At 63.0% G+C, this 16381-nt stretch carries 17 protein-coding genes; 11 read left to right on the top strand and 6 right to left on the bottom strand.

Annotated features, from left to right (window positions below):
* Positions 1 to 78: 78 nt before the first annotated feature.
* Positions 79 to 1002: a LysR substrate-binding domain-containing protein gene (locus tag JFU04_RS06900; protein WP_106804849.1), complete on the bottom strand. Its 924-nt coding sequence runs from the start codon at positions 1000 to 1002 to the stop codon at positions 79 to 81.
* A gap of 129 nt (positions 1003 to 1131) precedes the next feature.
* Between JFU04_RS06900 and JFU04_RS06895 the strand changes: the two genes are divergently transcribed.
* Complete coding sequence (locus JFU04_RS06895) at positions 1132 to 1311, top strand: hypothetical protein (RefSeq protein WP_065899376.1); 180 nt, start codon at positions 1132 to 1134, stop codon at positions 1309 to 1311.
* Between the two features lie 75 nt (positions 1312 to 1386).
* Here the strand turns inward: JFU04_RS06895 and JFU04_RS06890 are convergent, their stop codons facing one another.
* Positions 1387 to 1530 carry a hypothetical protein gene (locus JFU04_RS06890; protein WP_016971360.1) on the bottom strand — a complete coding sequence of 48 codons (144 nt, stop codon included), beginning with the start codon at positions 1528 to 1530 and terminating at the stop codon, positions 1387 to 1389.
* 196 nt (positions 1531 to 1726) lie between these two features.
* Here JFU04_RS06890 and tcuC point away from each other — a divergent pair, with 196 nt between their 5' ends.
* Both tcuC and JFU04_RS06880 read left to right on the top strand, forming a co-directional pair.
* Entirely contained in the window at positions 1727 to 3031 is a 1305-nt protein-coding gene (gene tcuC / locus JFU04_RS06885) for an MFS transporter (protein WP_065899377.1), read from the top strand.
* Positions 3031 to 3789: a substrate-binding domain-containing protein gene (locus JFU04_RS06880; RefSeq protein WP_201146321.1), complete on the top strand. Its 759-nt coding sequence runs from the start codon at positions 3031 to 3033 to the stop codon at positions 3787 to 3789. The genes tcuC and JFU04_RS06880 overlap by 1 nt, the downstream gene beginning before the upstream one ends.
* Here the strand turns inward: JFU04_RS06880 and JFU04_RS06875 are convergent.
* Positions 3781 to 4683 (bottom strand): LysR family transcriptional regulator, encoded by a 903-nt coding sequence (locus JFU04_RS06875; RefSeq protein WP_065899379.1) that lies wholly within the window; start codon positions 4681 to 4683, stop codon positions 3781 to 3783. The genes JFU04_RS06880 and JFU04_RS06875 overlap by 9 nt on opposite strands.
* 333 nt (positions 4684 to 5016) lie before the next feature.
* Here JFU04_RS06875 and JFU04_RS06870 point away from each other — a divergent pair, with 333 nt between their 5' ends.
* The 7 genes from JFU04_RS06870 (at position 5017) to JFU04_RS06840 (ending at position 11380) form a co-directional block, all read left to right on the top strand.
* Complete coding sequence (locus tag JFU04_RS06870) at positions 5017 to 5868, top strand: STAS domain-containing protein (RefSeq protein ID WP_106804852.1); 852 nt, start codon at positions 5017 to 5019, stop codon at positions 5866 to 5868.
* Positions 5869 to 5870: 2 nt separating this feature from the next.
* Positions 5871 to 6233: an STAS domain-containing protein gene (locus JFU04_RS06865; RefSeq protein ID WP_106804853.1), complete on the top strand. Its 363-nt coding sequence runs from the start codon at positions 5871 to 5873 to the stop codon at positions 6231 to 6233.
* The gene (locus JFU04_RS06860; protein WP_120447872.1) at positions 6230 to 6634 is read left to right on the top strand and encodes an ATP-binding protein; all 405 of its coding nucleotides are present in this window, start codon (positions 6230 to 6232) and stop codon (positions 6632 to 6634) included. Before JFU04_RS06865 ends, JFU04_RS06860 begins: the two co-directional genes overlap by 4 nt.
* A complete protein-coding gene (locus JFU04_RS06855; RefSeq protein ID WP_106804854.1) occupies positions 6625 to 7632 on the top strand; it encodes an ATP-binding protein in 1008 nt (335 codons plus the stop codon). Before JFU04_RS06860 ends, JFU04_RS06855 begins: the two co-directional genes overlap by 10 nt.
* Positions 7625 to 8488 carry a sensor histidine kinase gene (locus JFU04_RS06850; RefSeq protein ID WP_065899383.1) on the top strand — a complete coding sequence of 288 codons (864 nt, stop codon included), beginning with the start codon at positions 7625 to 7627 and terminating at the stop codon, positions 8486 to 8488. The genes JFU04_RS06855 and JFU04_RS06850 overlap by 8 nt, the downstream gene beginning before the upstream one ends.
* Positions 8478 to 10412 (top strand): response regulator, encoded by a 1935-nt coding sequence (locus JFU04_RS06845; protein ID WP_201143720.1) that lies wholly within the window; start codon positions 8478 to 8480, stop codon positions 10410 to 10412. Before JFU04_RS06850 ends, JFU04_RS06845 begins: the two co-directional genes overlap by 11 nt.
* An 83-nt stretch (positions 10413 to 10495) precedes the next feature.
* Positions 10496 to 11380: a hypothetical protein gene (locus tag JFU04_RS06840; RefSeq protein ID WP_201143719.1), complete on the top strand. Its 885-nt coding sequence runs from the start codon at positions 10496 to 10498 to the stop codon at positions 11378 to 11380.
* A gap of 134 nt (positions 11381 to 11514) precedes the next feature.
* Here JFU04_RS06840 and JFU04_RS06835 read toward each other — a convergent pair whose 3' ends face one another.
* The 3 genes from JFU04_RS06835 to JFU04_RS06825 form a co-directional block, all read right to left on the bottom strand.
* Positions 11515 to 12540: a histone deacetylase family protein gene (locus JFU04_RS06835; protein WP_201143718.1), complete on the bottom strand. Its 1026-nt coding sequence runs from the start codon at positions 12538 to 12540 to the stop codon at positions 11515 to 11517.
* A 78-nt stretch (positions 12541 to 12618) separates the two neighbouring features.
* Positions 12619 to 13848: a Zn-dependent hydrolase gene (locus tag JFU04_RS06830; RefSeq protein ID WP_201143717.1), complete on the bottom strand. Its 1230-nt coding sequence runs from the start codon at positions 13846 to 13848 to the stop codon at positions 12619 to 12621.
* A 13-nt stretch (positions 13849 to 13861) separates the two neighbouring features.
* Entirely contained in the window at positions 13862 to 15181 is a 1320-nt protein-coding gene (locus tag JFU04_RS06825; protein ID WP_106804858.1) for an MFS transporter, read from the bottom strand.
* 157 nt (positions 15182 to 15338) lie between these two features.
* Here JFU04_RS06825 and JFU04_RS06820 point away from each other — a divergent pair, with 157 nt between their 5' ends.
* Positions 15339 to 16280, top strand: coding sequence for a LysR family transcriptional regulator (locus JFU04_RS06820; protein ID WP_201143716.1), 942 nt, complete (start codon positions 15339 to 15341; stop codon positions 16278 to 16280).
* Positions 16281 to 16381 lie beyond the last annotated feature (101 nt).

Genomic DNA, 16381 nt, shown 5'->3' with positions numbered 1-16381 from the left:
GGTTTCTCCAAGTTTGTTGTAGGAAGATTCGTAGATATAGCACGGGGCGCAACGCCCCAGGCATGAAAGCTGTGTCAGTCAGGTTTTACCCGCCAACCCTCGATCACTCATGAAGGCCTCCAGCCGCGAACGCACCCAGCGCTCGGCCGGGTCGGTGTCGACGTGGCTGAGCCAGACCATGGACAAATCCAGGGTCGGCGTCTGGAACGGAAACGGCTCGCAGAACAGCTTGCCCGATACCGCCATGGCTTCGGCGGTGTAGTCCGGCAGGCTGGCGATCAAGTCGGTGCCGGCAAGCAACGCCGGCAGCGCACTGTATTGCGGCACCGACAGCACCACATGGCGCTTGCGGCCGATTTCGGCCAGCCACTCATCGGCAAACCCGGACACGTTGGCGGTGTGCGACACCAGCACGTGGGGGCGTGAGCAATATTCATCGAGGGTCAGCGGCGTATCGCTGGCGTCCGCCCTGAGGATGCGCGGATGAATGTGGCGCAGCAGCTTGCGCTTGGCATTCGCCGGCAGGCCACGGGTCTGGGTGATGCCGACGGTGATATCACCCGAGGCCAGCAGGTCGGGAATCCGCCAATAGTCCACGTGCTGTACCACGAACACCACCTGCGGCGCTTCCTGGCGCAGGGCCCGCAACAGCGGCGGCAACAGGCCGAACTCGACATCGTCGGACAGGCCGATGCGAAAGGTCATGGTGCTGATGGACGGGTCGAAATCGTGGGTCAGGCTCAGTGCCGACGACAGGGAATCCAGGGCCGGCGACAGGTGCTGGATGATTTCCTCGGCCCGCGCGGTGGGCTCCATGCGGTGGCCGACGCGAATGAACAGCGGGTCGTTGAACAAGGTGCGCAAGCGGTTGAGTGCCGAACTGATGGTCGGCTGGCCGAGAAACAGCTTCTCGGCGACCCGGGTCACGTTGCGCTCGAGCATCAAAGCTTCGAACACCACCATCAGGTTGATGTCGGCCTTGCGTAATTCATTGCGATTCATCGGCGCCTGCCCCTTCCCCAAGACAAGCCGCAGTTTAGAAAGCCCGGGGGGCTGCGTCTATGTGCGCACTGTTCATCGTAAGCCTTTGCGACTATAAATCAGCTCTTCAGGGTCGCTGGAGCATCTTCCGTGCTGGTCATTCTCGCCCTGGCCATTGTCGTGGCCGGGTTCTGTCTCTGGGCTATCCGGTTGATTGCCCACCCCACCGCCCGCACTTTGTTGCGGGTGTTTGTTGGCCTGTGCCTGGCGGCAGTGGTGGCGTTCCTGGTGCTGGCGTCGGGGTTTCCTATTTCGTTGCTGGTTTCATGACCTCTGCCCCTGACGCGAGCGCCGCGCTGCCAGCGCGGCGACCACCCGTACATTTGCACCGCGTTTAACCTGATATCAAGGCTTCAGCGGACGCTCCTGGTCGCGCTCGGACAGTTCTGTCCCATCATCGGGATGCTTCCAGGTCTGCGGTTTTTCTTCTTCCCGCCGCCGGGGTTGCTCACGCTCCGGCTCATCGCGGCGCTTATGTTCGTCAGCCATTGCCACCTCCATCGATAAGAATTGGTCACACCTTCAAGCATAGAGCAGGGCTGGAATTTCGACGGACACCCGGATTGATAGCCAATGCACATCAATCTATCCAAATTTGTCACTTATCATTTCTAAATGTGTCAGCCACTATTCTAGGTCTTAAGCGAAACAAGCACTTTAAAAAGAACGCTGGAGACACAAAACCATGACTAGCCCTACCCGGCCCGACTCTGCCCGTTCGAAAGTTGGTGCGGTATTCCGCGTTACTTCGGGCAACTTCCTCGAACAGTTCGACTTCTTTCTGTTCGGTTTCTACGCCACCTATATCGCTGCCGCGTTCTTCCCCGCCGCTAATGAGTTTGCGTCATTAATGATGACCTTCGCCGTATTCGGCGCAGGCTTCCTGATGCGTCCGTTGGGCGCGATCATCCTGGGTGCCTACATCGATGACGTCGGTCGCCGCAAAGGGCTGATCGTGACCCTGTCGATCATGGCCAGCGGCACGTTGCTGATTGTGCTAGTACCGGGTTACCACACGATTGGCCTGTGGGCGCCGTTGCTGGTGCTGCTCGGCCGTCTGCTGCAAGGCTTCTCGGCAGGCGCGGAACTGGGCGGCGTGTCCGTCTACCTGTCCGAAATGGCCACCCCAGGCCGCAAAGGCTTCTACACCAGCTGGCAGTCGGGCAGCCAACAGATCTCCATCGTGGTCGCCGCCGCGCTCGGGTATGGCCTGAACGTGTGGATGGAGCCTTCGGTGGTAGCCGATTGGGGCTGGCGCATTCCGTTTGCCATCGGTTGCGTGATCATTCCGTTCATCTTCCTGCTGCGTCGCAACCTGCAAGAGACCGAAGAGTTCGCCAACCGCAAACATCGCCCGAGCATGCGTGAAGTGCTGGCGACCCTGGTGAAGAACTGGACCGTGGTCATCGGCGGCATGCTGATGGTCGCCATGACTACCACCGCGTTCTACCTGATCACCGTGTACGCGCCGACCTTCGGCAAGACCGTGCTGCAACTGAGCACCTCGGATGCGCTGCTGGTGACCCTGCTGGTGGCGGTGTCGAACTTTGTCTGGCTGCCGATCGGTGGCACCTTGAGTGACCGCTTCGGCCGCAAACCGGTGCTGATCGCCATGACGGTACTGACCGTTCTCACGGCTTACCCGGCGCTGTCCTACGTGGTGAATGCACCGAGCTTCGCCCACATGCTCGAAACCCTGCTGTGGTTCTCGTTCCTCTACGGCATGTACAACGGCGCGATGATCCCGGCGCTCACCGAAATCATGCCGGTGGAAGTGCGCGTGGCGGGCTTCTCGCTGGCCTATAGCCTGGCGACTGCGATCTTCGGTGGTTTCACCCCGGCGATCTCCACCTGGTTCATCCACATCACCGAAGACAAGGCCTCGCCGGCCTACTGGATGATGTTTGCCGCCCTGTGCGCCCTGTGCTCGACCCTGGCGCTATACCGTCGCGCCAACACTCGCGGGCAGGTGATGCAGGGGGCGGCATGATGAAGCCGCTGCTCACGACCCTGACGGCCCTGGCCCTCGGCGCGCTGGCGCTGACGGCACAGGCCGAGGAACTCAAGGTGATGACGTCCGGCGGTTTTACCGCCGCCTACAAATTGCTCGGCCCGCAGTACGCCAAGCAAAGCGGTGACAGCCTGGATACTATCCTCGGCCCGTCGATGGGCAAGGCGCCGGAAGCGATTCCCAACCGCCTGGCCCGTGGCGAACACGCCGACGTGGTGATCATGGTCGGCTACGCCCTCGACGACCTGATCAAGCAGGGCAAGGTCGATCCGGCCTCCCGTGTCGAATTGGCTGACTCGCGTATCGGCCTGGTGGTGAAGGACGGCGCGCCCAAGCCTGCGATCGGCACCGACGCCGAACTCAAGGCGGTGCTGCTCAAGGCCAAGTCCGTGGCGTATTCGGACAGCGCCAGCGGTGTGTATGTCGAGAAGGAGTTGTTCAAGAAACTCGGCATGCCGGCCAAAGGCACGATGGTCGAACGCATTCCGGTGGCCGAGAAGGTCGCCAAGGGTGACTACGAGGTGGGCTTGCAACAGGTCGCGGAATTGTTGCCGGTACCGGGTGTGACCTACGTCGGCAAGATCCCGGAAGACGTGCAATCGGTGACGCGTTTTGCCGCGGGCATTCCGGTCAACGCCGAACACCCGACGCAGGCCAAGGCGCTGCTGCGCTACCTGGCGTCGCCCGAAGCCCAACCGGTGGTGCAATCGACCGGGCTGGACTCGGTATCACACTGACCGAAACGGTGTCTCGCGCACCAACCGCTCCAACTCCAGCGCCGCCGGTGGCAACGTCCGCCCGCGGCGCTTGATCAAGCCCACATTGCGCATCACCTGCGGCTCCACCAACGGCACGCTCAGCAGGATCGGGTGATCGCTCGCCGGCATCGCAATCGATGGCACCATCGCCACGCCCAACCCCGCCTCCACCAGCCCGATCATCGTGGTCACGTGGTGCGTCTCGCAGATACTCGGTTTTTTCACCCGCACCCCGCGCAGGGCCTGGTCCAGCAGGAAGCGGTTGCCCGAGGTCTTGTCCACGGTGATGTAGTCGTGCTCGTAGGCTTCGGCCCAGGTCACGCTGTCGCGCCCGGCCAGCGGGTGGTCACGCCGACAGGCCAGCACATAGCGCTCCTGCAGCAGCAACTCGAACTCCACCTCATCGGCCAGGCTGCCGCTGAAACTCACGCCGAAATCCGCCTCGCCGCTTTCCACCGCGTTGCACACCTCGCCGGCGCTGGCGTCGAGCACCCGCAGGCGAATCTTCGGATAGAGCTTGTGGAATTCGGAGATCACGTGGGGCATGAAGTAGTACGCGGTGGACGGCACGCAGGCGATGGTCACGTTGCCCATGCGCGTGGAGGCGACGTTGCTGATGCCCATCAGGGCGACGTCGAGGTCGTCGAGCATGCGTTCGACCTGCGGCAGGAACGCGCGGCCGACCATGGTCAGGCTGACCCGCCGCGTGGTGCGTTCGAACAGCTTCACATCCAGCGCGGACTCAAGCTTCTCGATACGGCGACTGAGCGCCGGCTGCGAGATGCGGATAGCTTCGGCGGCGCCGCGAAAACTGCCCTTGTCTACCACGGCGCGGAAGGCTTGGAGGTCGTTGAGGTCGAAGTTGATGATCACGGGAGGCGGCCAGTTGAGTCGGGGTGGGGGGCATTATCGTCCTAGAGACGATGGGGCGCCATGATTGTGAAGGGCAAGCGTGTTGGGGTGAGCAGGCTTGCCACGATCGAAAAGTCCACTTGCCCCATTCGGTTGATTTGCCAGAGAAAGCCGCGTCACCGCACCTAAATTTTCGAGCCTGCAGAGACCTTTCCCGTGTCAACCCCAAAACCCGCTGGAGCGCCCAATCCATAGGGCCTCTACGAATTGAACGAAAACACTCGAAACAATTCAAAACAGTCCGTTTTAGTATAAATTGCATGCCATTCACCCAGGCATTCAAGGAGATTCCCCGTGGCAACTTTGCAAGCTCACACCATTCAGGCGCTCCACACCCATCGCCCTACCCTGCTGACCGAGTGGGTTGCCAGCCTTGAAGCTTCGGGGGCCACGCGCAACGTCAAGGGTGAGGACGCCAAGCAACAGGCCAACGACTTCCTCAACCTGCTGATCGCGGCATTGCAGCAAGGCGGTTCCCAGCAGGTCGGCCAGGAAAACTGGGCCGAGACCCGCGTGTTCCTGGAAAAGCTCTCCCATAGCCGTGCCCTGGTCGGCCAGGACTCGCAGCAGACCGCCAGCTTTATCTTCGCCCTCAAGGGTCCGTTGTTCGCCTTGCTGCAGCGTGAATACGCCGAGCAACCGACGCAACTCGCCGAACAGCTGTGGGAAATCTCCGAGTTGCTCGACGCACTGGGCATGCACACCATCCGTACGTTCCAGAAATCCCGTGAGTCGGTGATCAAGCGCCAGCAGGAAGAATTACTCGAACTCTCCACCCCGGTGGTCAAGCTGTGGGACGGCGTACTGGCCCTGCCGATGATCGGCACCCTGGATTCGCAACGCACCCAGGTGGTCATGGAGTCGCTGTTGCAGCGCATCGTCGACACCGGCTCGGAAATTGCCATCATCGACATCACCGGCGTGCCGACCGTGGACACCCTGGTGGCCCAGCACCTGCTCAAAACCGTGACCGCCATCCGCCTGATGGGTGCCGATTGCATCATCAGCGGCGTGCGTCCGCAAATCGCCCAGACCATCGTGCACCTGGGTCTCGACCTGCAGGGCGTGGTCACCAAGGCCAACCTGGCCGATGCGCTGGCGCTGGCCCTGAAGCGCCTGGGCGTCACCATCAGCAAGGCTGTTTAAGTATGGAACGCATCCCTATTTTGCAGATGGGCGAATTCCTGCTGGTGACCATCCAGGTCGACATGCATGACCAACTCGCACTGACGTTGCAGGACGACCTGTCCGAACGCATCAGCCGCACCTCGGCGCGTGGCGTGTTGATCGATATCTCGGCACTCGACATGGTCGACTCGTTCATCGGTCGCATGATCGGCACCATTTCCGGCCTGTCGCGCATCATGGATGCCCAGACCGTATTGGTCGGCATGCAGCCGGCCGTGGCCATCACCCTGGTGGAACTGGGCATGACCCTGCCGGGCGTGGCGACCGCGTTGAACGTCGAGCGCGGCATGAATCTGCTGCGTGACCGGGTAGACCACTCATGACCCAGGCCAGCAGCGGCACCCACCCGGTGCTCATCGAACAGGACGTGGTGCTGGCCCGACAATTGGTGCGCAAGCTGGCCCAGGAATGCGGCATGCGCTTGATCGACCTGACCAAACTGGTCACCGCCGTCAGCGAGCTGGCGCGCAATACCGTGGTCTACGGCGGCGGCGGCCATATGGATTGGGCCGTGGTCGAGAAAGACCACCGCCCCGGCCTGCGCCTGACCTTTCGCGATGAAGGCCCCGGCATCCCCGACCTCAAGCTCGCGATGACCGACGGCTGGACCTCCGGCAGCGGCCTGGGCCTGGGCTTGACCGGCGCCAAGCGCCTGGTCGACGAGTTCGAACTGGACACCGCACCCGGCCAGGGCACCCGCGTGACGATCACCCGATGGACGTGAACATTCCCAGCGCCCTGACCCAGGTGCTGTTGATCGAAGACGTCAGCCAGGTCGGCTACGCGCGGCGTACCGCGCAACAATTCGCCGAGCAGTTGGGCTTTGACGAAACCGATGCCGGTCGCGTCGCGCTGGTGGCTACCGAGCTGGCCAGCAATATCCTCAAGCATGCCGCACATGGCGAGTTGCATCTGCGCGCCACCGGCAACCAGGGCGTGGAGCTGATCGCCGTGGACCGCGGCCAGGGTTTCGACCTGGACAGCTGCCTGGTGGATGGGTTTTCCACCGGCGGCACCCAGGGCATCGGCATGGGCGCGATCTCCCGCGTGGCCCAGGTCTTCGATGTGTACGCCGACCAACGCGGCACGGCGATGCTGGCGCGGCTGTACCCACGGGCGGCCGGCGCGAAGGACATTCGCTACGGCGTCAGCCAGCATTCCCTGCACCACGACCCGGCCTGCGGCGATGCCTGGCACCTGGCAATCCAACCGGGCCGCTTCAGCGTGATGGTGGCCGACGGCCTGGGTCATGGCAGCGAGGCCGAACGGGCCGCGCGCGCCGGTGAGGAAGTGTTTGCCCATGACGCGTTCCTCGACGCCGGCGTGTTGTTCAACGACCTGCATATTGGCATGACCGGCACCCGCGGCGGCGCCGTGGCGGTCGCGCAATACGACGCCACGGCCGACAGCCTGCGCTTTACCGGAGTGGGCAATATCGGCGCCAGCCTGATCGGTCCCGGCAAGTCGCGCGGGCTGGCGTCTCATCCGGGCATTGTCGGCGTGCAGTTTCGCAAGGCGCAGCCCTTCGACTACGCTGAGGTCAGCGGCCAGTTGCTGATTCTCTACAGCGACGGCCTGCAGTCACGCTGGAACCTTGCCGACTATCCTGGGCTTTCTCACCGCCACCCCGCCCTGATTGCCGCCATTTTGCACCGTGATTTCTGTCGCGGACGGGATGACGTCACCGTCTTCGTGATTGCCCTGGAGGCCATCGATGGCTGAAGCCACTGTTTCCCTCGCCGATGAAGTGCTGCGCCTGCGCCAGGAAGCGGAGGCGTTGCGCGCGGAATTGGACGAGACCAACCAGGGTGTCCTGGCGCTGTATGCCGAGCTGGACATGCAGGCTGATCAACTGCGCCAGGCCTCGGACCTGAAAAGCCGCTTCCTGTCGTACATGAGCCATGAATTCCGCACGCCGCTGGGCTCGATCCTGAGCATCACCAGCCTGCTGGCCGATGAACTCGATGGCCCGCTGAGCCCGGAGCAACACACCCAGGTGGGGTTTATCCGCAGTTCGGCGCGCGAACTGCGCGAAATGGTCGACGACTTGCTCGACCTGGCCAAGATCGAGGCGGGCCGTATCACTATCTCGCCGGCCTGGTTCGATATGTTCGACCTGTTCTCGGCCTTGCGCGGCATGTTCCGGCCGATTGTCGACGCGTCATCGGTGGACCTGATCTTCGAAGAGCCCGTCGGCTTGCCCAAGCTCTACACCGATGACAAGAAGCTTGCGCAGATCCTGCGCAACTTCATTTCCAATGCCCTCAAGTTCACCGTGCAAGGCGAGGTCCGCGTGTCGGCGCAACGGGTCGGCGAGGCAGAAATCCGCTTTGCCGTACAGGACACCGGCCTGGGCATTCCCGCCCAACTGCACAGCAACCTGTTCGAAGATTTTTCGCAGATCGACTCGCCACTGCAAAAACGCCTGCGCGGCACCGGGCTGGGCCTGTCGCTGTGCAAGCGTTTTGCCGAGCTGCTTGGCGGCCGGGTCGGCGTGGAAAGTACTCCCGGCGTGGGCTCGATGTTCTTTGTGATCATTCCTCTCTCTATCGCTGGCGGACCCGTCGATGAATCGTGACATTCAACTGCTGATCGTCGACGACAATGCCGCCACCCGCTACGCCCTGCGGCGGCGCCTGGAAAGCCACGACTATCACGTGCTCGAAGCCGGCACCGGCCAGGAGGGGCTGGACCTGATCGCCCGCGAAAAGATCGACGGGCTGATCCTCGACGTCAACCTGCCGGACATGAGCGGCTTCGACATCGTGCGGGTGTTGCGCGCCGACCCGGTCACCGCCTTGCTGCCCGTGGTGCATGTGTCGGCGGCTTCCATCGAGACCGGCGACATCATCACCGGCCTGGATGCCGGCGCCGATGCCTACCTGATCCATCCGGTCGACCCTGATGTGCTGCTCGCGACCCTGCGCACCCTGCTGCGCGTACGTGACACCGAATACGCGTTGCGCGAGAGCGAGGCGCGGTTTCGCGAGATCTTTTTCAATATCAGCGCACCGATTGCGGTGATGGACGCACAGCTCAAGGTGCACGAATGCAACCACGCGTTCGCCCAATTGATTCACGACAACCTCAACCCGGACGCCCTGCTCGAGTGCTTCGCCGCCGACCAGCTCACGGTACTCCAGGAGCTGTGCCAGCGCCTGGCCGCCGGTGAGCGCTGGAAAGGCACGCTGCAGATGAAGGTCGACGGCCAGTTGCGCGAAACCGAGTGGCAGATTTCACCCTATCGCCGCGCCGAATTGAGCCTGGTGTTTGTCGAGGACGTGACCGAACACCGTCACCGTGAACGTCATCAGCAGGCCGAACTGGCCAACGCCACCACCCAACTGGCGCGCACCGAGGCACAGCTGTTGCAGGCGCAGAAAATGGATGCCCTGGGCAAGCTCACCGGTGGTATCGCGCATGACTTCAATAACCTGCTGACCGGGATCATCACCAGCCTGGAGCTGATCAAGAAACGCATCGACAGCCAGCGCACCGACAAGGTCATGGGTTACGCCGATGCGGCCTTGAGTTCGGCGCTGAGTGCTGCCGGCCTGACCAACCGCCTGCTCGCCTTCGCCCGCCAGCAGCCGCTGGACACGCGACCGATCGACATCAATGCACATATCCGCTCACTGGAAGAACTGCTGGTGCGCACCATCGGCGAACATATCGCGCTGAAGCTCGAACTGACCAACAACCCCGCCGTGGCAATGGTCGACCCGATCCAGCTGGAAAGCGCCGTGCTCAACCTGGTGATCAACGCCCGCGATGCACTGCCCAAAGGCGGCAATATCTGGGTGACCACCTACCCGGCCTATTCCAACGGCAACCTGAAACTGGAAAACGGCCCCTATATCGCCCTGTCGGTACGCGACAACGGCGTGGGCATCGAGCACAGCGTCATCGACAAGGTCTTCGACCCGTTCTTCACCACCAAGCCCCTGGGCCAGGGTACCGGGCTGGGCCTGTCGACCATTTATGGCTTCGCGCGCCAGTCCGGCGGCGACGCACAGATCCGCAGCGTGACCCGCCAGGGCACCGAAGTGACCATCATGCTGCCTGCCGCCAGCGGTCCCGCCAGCACGGCGACCAAACCGGTTGCAGCCCCCGGCCAGAGCAGCGGCGAACACGTATTAATCGTCGAGGACATGCCCTCGGTGCGCAGCTTTGTCGCCGAGGTGCTGGTCGATGCCGGCTACCGCTGCAGCCTGGCCGCCGATGGCGACGAAGCCGTCACCAGCCTGCGCAACGACCCGAGCATCGACCTGCTGCTGACCGATGTCGGGCTGCCCTACATGAACGGGCGCGAGCTGGCCGACATCGCACGCGAAATGCACCCCGCGCTGCCGATTCTGTTCATGACCGGCTACGCCGAGAACGCGGCAAATCGCCAGAGCTTTCTCGGTGCAGGCATGGACCTGATCTCCAAGCCGTTTCATATCGACGAGTTGCTGGAGAAGATCCGCCGTGGCCTGGATGGCGCGGCAGGCGCCGGATAAAGGGGACATCGCGCAATTGCCGGGTGATGTTCGGCGGCATGCTTGGTAACGTGGTCGACCTTTCGATCCGTCGGCGCCAAGCAATGATCCGAACCCTGAAAACCGCACTGTGCACACTCGTCCTGGTGTGTACCGCCGCCCTGGGCTTTTTTGCCTGGCAGACTTACTACCCGGTCAGCGCCAGCGGCCAGTGGCATTACCAGGTGCTGCACACGGACGTGGCCAAGGCCGCCTCGCTGATGCCCCTGGACGACGGCTCGCTGATGGTCAGCCAGGAACTCGACGACGGCAAGGGCAGCATCGTGCGCATCCACCCCGACGGCAGCCGCGAAGTGGTGGTGGGCAACTTGTCCAAGCCCGACGGCATGTTTGCCACGCGTGGCGGCTGGGTGTTCAGCCAGGAAGCCCTCGATTCGCCCGTCAGTTTCCTCAAGGACGGCCACGTCACCGAACTGTTCAGGGGCCAGAACGTGCAAGGCCTGTGGGACGACGGCGACTACCTGTACGCCATGGAAGACCGGCGCGACGAGGGCCGTGTGCTGCGTTATCGCTGGAGTGACCAGAGCCTGAGCGTCGTACGCACGGGCATGGACGAAGGCGAATCGATCATCCGCTGCAGCGACGGGCGCATGCTCTACACCAAAAAGAAGGAAGGCATGGTGCGCGAGCTGACCGAGGACGGCAGCGACCCGATGGTCGTGGACGGGCTGAACCAGCCGACGTTCCTGATGTGTGATGCACGGGGCCTGTGGATCAACGAAGACGCCACCCATCGCGCGCGTTTGCTGCTGATCGACAAGCAGGGGCACCGGCAGACGATCCTGTCATTCCTGAAAGCGCCGCAGTCGATTGTGCCGACGACTCGAGGCACTTACCTGTTGGCCGAAGGTGGGCGTGACCGGGTACTGGAATTGACGCCGCCCATGACGCATGTTGCGGTGGGCGACGATGGCGCTTCGATGCGTTGATTGTGATCGGGAAGTTGCTATCCCGGTAGAGCGCCTGGTCAAACCGTTCGAACTCCCGGTGACCGCCTCCTCATGACATGCCGCGTGACGATCACGACGCAAGATCGTCACGCAGGTGCCACGTCACTCCTGCCTTACTTCACCCAAGCCTGTGGCCCATCGAAAAACGCCTGCGCATTCGCGTCCAGCGTTTCCAGGTGATAGCCGCCCTCCTGCACGATCACACACGGCAAGCCCAGCCCGCGAATGCATTCGCCCAACCGCGCGAAGCCTTCGCGTGTCACCGCGACTTTGCTCTGCGGGTCCAACTCGTAGATATCGAAGCCCAGCGACAGCACCAGCACATCGGCCGAAAAGTCCTTCAGCGCCTTCAACGCCACTTCAAGTTTGTCGAAGAACACGGCCTCACTGGCGCCGTGAGGCATCGGCAGATTGAGGTTGAAACCTTCACCCGCCGCGCTGCCACGCTCTTCGGCGAAGCCGGCGACACCGGGGTAGAAGTTGGTCGGGTCGCCGTGGATCGACACGTAGAGCACGTCGTCGCGCGTGTAGAAAATCTCCTGGATGCCCTGGCCGTGGTGCATGTCGGTGTCGAGCACGGCAACGCGCTGGAAGCCGTCGCGCAACACCTGCGCGGCCACGGCTGCGTTGTTGATGTAGCAGAACCCGCCTGCCGCATCGAAACGCGCGTGATGCCCCGGTGGCCGGCATAACGCGTAGGCAGCCGGGGCGCCGTCGAGAATGTCCCGGGCGGCGGCAACCGCGCTTTGCGCCGACCAGTAGGCCGAGCGCCAGGTGAGTTCGCCGACCGGGCAACTGCCATCGGCGAGGTAGCGTGCGGCCTGGGCAAGGATGCCGCGCAGCGCGTTGGGCTCGCGCACGAAGATGTTCGACATGACTTCGTCGCCCCAGTCTTCGGGGATTTCTTTCCAGCGCTGATGGGCTTCCTGCAGGAACGTCAGGTAAGGCGCACCGTGCACGGCAAGCAGCGGCTCAAGGCCGTGGTCGGCCGGCTGCTGGATGTCGAACCCAAGAGTCTGCGCGGCCTGCAGCAGGTTGCGCGCGCGCTCGGGGACCTCCTGCGGCGTGCGCATCTGGCCACGGGAGTAATAGCTGCGTGGATGGTGCAGCAGTTGTTCGGGGTGGAAAAAAGTACGCATGGCAATCTCCTCAATACACAGGGTTGCGGGTAGACGCTGCCCACAGGTGAGCTTCTTCAGTCTTCCCGAACGGTGTTGTCAGTCGGCCCGGCCGGCGCGTTGCAACACGGCGTTGAGCAATACGTCGGTGCCCTGGCGCACGTCCTCGGGCAACACGTCTTCGGCTTCGTTGTGGCTGAGGCCGCCGACGCAGGGGATGAAGATCATCGCGGTCGGGCAATAGCGCGCCAGGTGGATGGCATCGTGGCCAGCACCGCTGACGATTGGTTGCTGACTGTAGCCCAGCGCATCCACCGCGGTTTGCACGCAGGCCACGCATTCGGCGTCGAAGGGCGTGGCCGGGCTGACCCAGTGCGGGGTGACGGTGACGATGAGCCCGCGCTGTTCAGCGATGGCCTGCAACTGCTGGCGCACCTGTTGCTCCATGGCGTCGATAGCGCTGTCGCGGTGATGCCGCAGGTCGACCGTGAAATTCAGCAGGCCGGGGATGGTATTGCGCGACGATTTGGCAATGCTCAACTCACCGACGGTGGTCAGGCCCTCGGGGGCAAAATCGGCGGCCAATTGCTCCAGCGCCTGGATCATCCGGGCCGCGCCATACAGCGCATCTTTGCGCAGCGGCATCGGCGTGGTGCCGGCATGCGCGGCCATGCCTTCGACGCGCACGTCGAGCCAGCGAATCGCCTGGCCGCCGGTCACCACGCCGACGCTCTTGGCGTTGTCTTCCAGGATCGGGCCTTGTTCGATATGCGCTTCGAAGTACGCATCCACCGCGCCGCCCAGCGGGCGCGCGCCTTTATAGCCGGTGGTGCGCAGGGCCTCGGCCACGCTGATACCGTCGACATCGGTCGTGGCCAGCGCCGGGGCCAGCGCCAGGCTGCCGGTGAATACCGCCGAACCAAGCATGGCCGGGGTAAAACGCGCGCCCTCCTCGTTGGTCCACACCGCAATCTCCAGCGGTTTGCGGGTCCGGATGCCGTGGTCGTCGAGGCTGCGGATCACTTCGAGGCCGGCCAGTACGCCGTAGACGCCATCAAAGCGCCCGCCTTCTGGCTGGGTGTCGAGGTGACTGCCGATCATCACCGGGGCGGCGTCCTTGTCCGTGCCGGCGCGCCGGGCGAAGAGGTTACCGATGGCGTCCACGCTGAGGGTCAGCCCGGCAGCGCTACACCAATGGCTGAACAGCTCGCGACCGGCCCGGTCTTCGGCACTCAAGGCCAGCCGGCAACTGCCGCCGCGCGCAGTGGCACCGATCTCGGCCATGAACATCAGGCTGGCCCACAGGCGTTCGCCGTTAATCTTCAACATGCTGCAATCTCCCTCAGGCACTCTGTGCCATTTCAATTCGATGCGCGCTGGCGTGGCGGCGCGACAAGGCCAGTACGCACACCAGCGACACCGCCGCGATCAGGCTGTAGAACACTGCCATCGGCCACCATTGGCCCTGGTATTCGTGGGCCAGCCACGTGCCGATCAATGGCGTCAGGCCACCGGCCAGCGCACCGCACACCTGATAAGCCAGGGAGATGGCGGTGTAGCGCACACGGGTTTCGAACAGGCCGCTGACAAAGCCTGCGATCACCGCATAAAACGAGGCCATGCACACCACTGCCAAGGCGATGCCGAGGATGATCAACGGCGCCTGGCCACTGCTCACCAGCACGAACATCGGATAAGGCGAGGCCATTGCCAGCACGGTCATCGCACACAGGAAACGCGTAGCACCGACCTTCTCTGCCACCCAGGCCGCCAGGGGCTGGACGCAGAACTGAATGATCGCCACGAAGAACAGGCACTCCAGGATCAGCGAGCGCGGTAGGCCCAATTGCTGAGTGCTGTAGGCAATCATGAAGGTGTTGGTGAAATACACCCCGGCAATCCCCAGGGTATTGGCACCGATGCACAGCAACAGTGGGCGCCAGGCGGTTTTCAGCACTTCGATCACCGGGGCCTGGTCCTGCTTGATTGCCCGGGCTTTTTCCGCGAGGGCCTTGTCTTCGAGGAACTCCGGCGACTCGTTGACGCCAAGGCGAATTGCCAGGCCGACCACCAGCAGCAAGGCGCTGGCGAGGAACGGCAGGCGCCAGCCCCAGCTGAGCAAGTCTTCTTCAGGCAGACGGGTGACTGCGCTGAACGCCAGCAGGGACAGGATCAACCCCGCCGGGCTGCCCAGTTGCGCGAAGGAGGCGAAGAAGTTACGCCGCCCTTTCGGCGCGTGCTCGCCGGCCATCAACACCGCCCCGCCCCACTCGCCGCCGACGGCAATGCCTTGCACCACCCGCAACAGCACCAGCAAGACCGGTGCTGCGGCGCCGATCTGCGCATAGGTCGGCAACAGGCCGATGCAGACGGTGACCACGCCCATCATCACCAGGGTGATCACCAGGGATTTCTTGCGGCCGATCCGGTCGCCGATATGGCCGAACACAATGCCGCCCAAGGGCCGCGCGAAGAAGCCCACGGCGAAGGTGCCGAACGCGGCCATGGTGCTGAACAGTTTGTCTTCGGAAGGGAAAAACAGTTGGCCAAACACCAGTGCAGCGGCGGTGGCGTAGATGTAGAAATCGTACCACTCGATCATGGTGCCGATAAAAGCGGCGGCCGCAGCACGGCGAGGCTGGGGCGAAGCGGAAGGCTTCATGGGCGGGCTCCTTTGGTTATTTTTTTGGCAGGAGAAAGGTCAAACGCAGGCGCTCTGATGGCGCTTGTCGAGGAGGATTTTTCGTCTCGGGGCTATGATTAGTCAATTTTCTATTTATTATTCCGATTATAAATCCTGCTTATGATCGAGCCCGCGCATGTCCGAACCCCGCCGCGATATTCACCCGCTGCTCAACGACCGGCTGGACTGGAACCTGCTGCGCACCTTTCGCGTGATCGGCCAGGAGCTGAGCATCAGCCGCGCCGCCGCGCGCCTGCACCTGACGCAACCGGCGATCAGCCAGGCGCTCAAACGCCTGGAAGAACAACTCGACTGCCAACTGATCGTGCGCCGTGGCCCGCGCTTTGTACTGACCGAAGCCGGCGAACAGATTTTCGCCATCGCCGGCGAGATGTACGGCCAGGTCTCGCAGATGAGCAACGCCCTGCAAAAACCCGGCGATGAAGTGATCGGCAAAGTGCGCCTGCTGATGATCAGCCGCATCAACTCAGAGACCTTTGATGACTTCCTCACGGGCTTTCACCGCGAACATCCGCGGGTCGACCTCGAGGTCGAGGTGATGCGCAGCTCCGACATCGTCGCCGCCCTGCTGGAAAAAACCGCGACCCTCGGACTGAGCCTCAATCGCCGGCCGCAGCCGCGCCTGGAGCAGCACCTGTTCCTGCGTCAACGCTACGCATTCTTTTGCGGGCGCCACCACCCGCTGTTTGGCCGTACCGGTTTGGCCGAAGGTGATTTGCAGTCGGAGAACTTCGTCAGTTTCACCAGCGACCAGATCGGCGGAATGCTCTCACCACTGACCATCTTTCGCGATCAGCAAGGCTTCAGCGGGCGCATCGTGGCGTCGTCTTCCAGCCTGGAAGAAGTGCGACGCCTGGTGATCGCCGGGTTCGGCCTGGGGTGCCTGCCGATCCATGTGGTGGCGGAGGACGTGAAAAACGGGCTGCTGTGGCGGCTGCCGCCCGATGAAGGGATCGCCGATGTGGACATTCACCTGTTGTGGAATCGCGAACAGAAGATGAGTCGGGCCGAGACGGTGTTTATCGAGAGCCTGGCCGGGCGTTTGACCCGCGAATAATTGGCGTCTTTTGCAAGTCACTTGGCGCCCTTCTGCTAGTGCCCGGGCCGCGTTCATCGACCATCCTGGGTGCCCAGGCTGCTAGAGCCGCTCGAAACGAA

Origin of the sequence: Pseudomonas sp. TH21, from assembly GCF_016651025.1 — a bacterium.
GTDB classification, from domain to species: Bacteria; Pseudomonadota; Gammaproteobacteria; order Pseudomonadales; family Pseudomonadaceae; genus Aquipseudomonas; species Aquipseudomonas aylmerensis.
This window is presented reverse-complemented; position numbering and strand designations above follow the sequence as displayed.

Bases quoted from the DNA above. Each gene is read 5' to 3' on its own strand.
- JFU04_RS06900 (WP_106804849.1), bottom strand. From the start codon at position 1,002: ATGAATCGCAATGAATTACGCAAGGCCGACATCAACCTGATGGTGGTG.
- JFU04_RS06890 (WP_016971360.1), bottom strand. From the start codon at position 1,530: ATGGCTGACGAACATAAGCGCCGCGATGAGCCGGAGCGTGAGCAACCC.
- tcuC (WP_065899377.1), top strand. From the start codon at position 1,727: ATGACTAGCCCTACCCGGCCCGACTCTGCCCGTTCGAAAGTTGGTGCG.
- JFU04_RS06880 (WP_201146321.1), top strand. From the start codon at position 3,031: ATGAAGCCGCTGCTCACGACCCTGACGGCCCTGGCCCTCGGCGCGCTG.
- JFU04_RS06865 (WP_106804853.1), top strand. From the start codon at position 5,871: ATGGAACGCATCCCTATTTTGCAGATGGGCGAATTCCTGCTGGTGACC.
- JFU04_RS06860 (WP_120447872.1), top strand. From the start codon at position 6,230: ATGACCCAGGCCAGCAGCGGCACCCACCCGGTGCTCATCGAACAGGAC.
- JFU04_RS06855 (WP_106804854.1), top strand. From the start codon at position 6,625: ATGGACGTGAACATTCCCAGCGCCCTGACCCAGGTGCTGTTGATCGAA.
- JFU04_RS06850 (WP_065899383.1), top strand. From the start codon at position 7,625: ATGGCTGAAGCCACTGTTTCCCTCGCCGATGAAGTGCTGCGCCTGCGC.
- JFU04_RS06845 (WP_201143720.1), top strand. From the start codon at position 8,478: ATGAATCGTGACATTCAACTGCTGATCGTCGACGACAATGCCGCCACC.
- JFU04_RS06840 (WP_201143719.1), top strand. From the start codon at position 10,496: ATGATCCGAACCCTGAAAACCGCACTGTGCACACTCGTCCTGGTGTGT.
- JFU04_RS06835 (WP_201143718.1), bottom strand. From the start codon at position 12,540: ATGCGTACTTTTTTCCACCCCGAACAACTGCTGCACCATCCACGCAGC.
- JFU04_RS06830 (WP_201143717.1), bottom strand. From the start codon at position 13,848: ATGTTGAAGATTAACGGCGAACGCCTGTGGGCCAGCCTGATGTTCATG.
- JFU04_RS06825 (WP_106804858.1), bottom strand. From the start codon at position 15,181: ATGAAGCCTTCCGCTTCGCCCCAGCCTCGCCGTGCTGCGGCCGCCGCT.
- JFU04_RS06820 (WP_201143716.1), top strand. From the start codon at position 15,339: ATGTCCGAACCCCGCCGCGATATTCACCCGCTGCTCAACGACCGGCTG.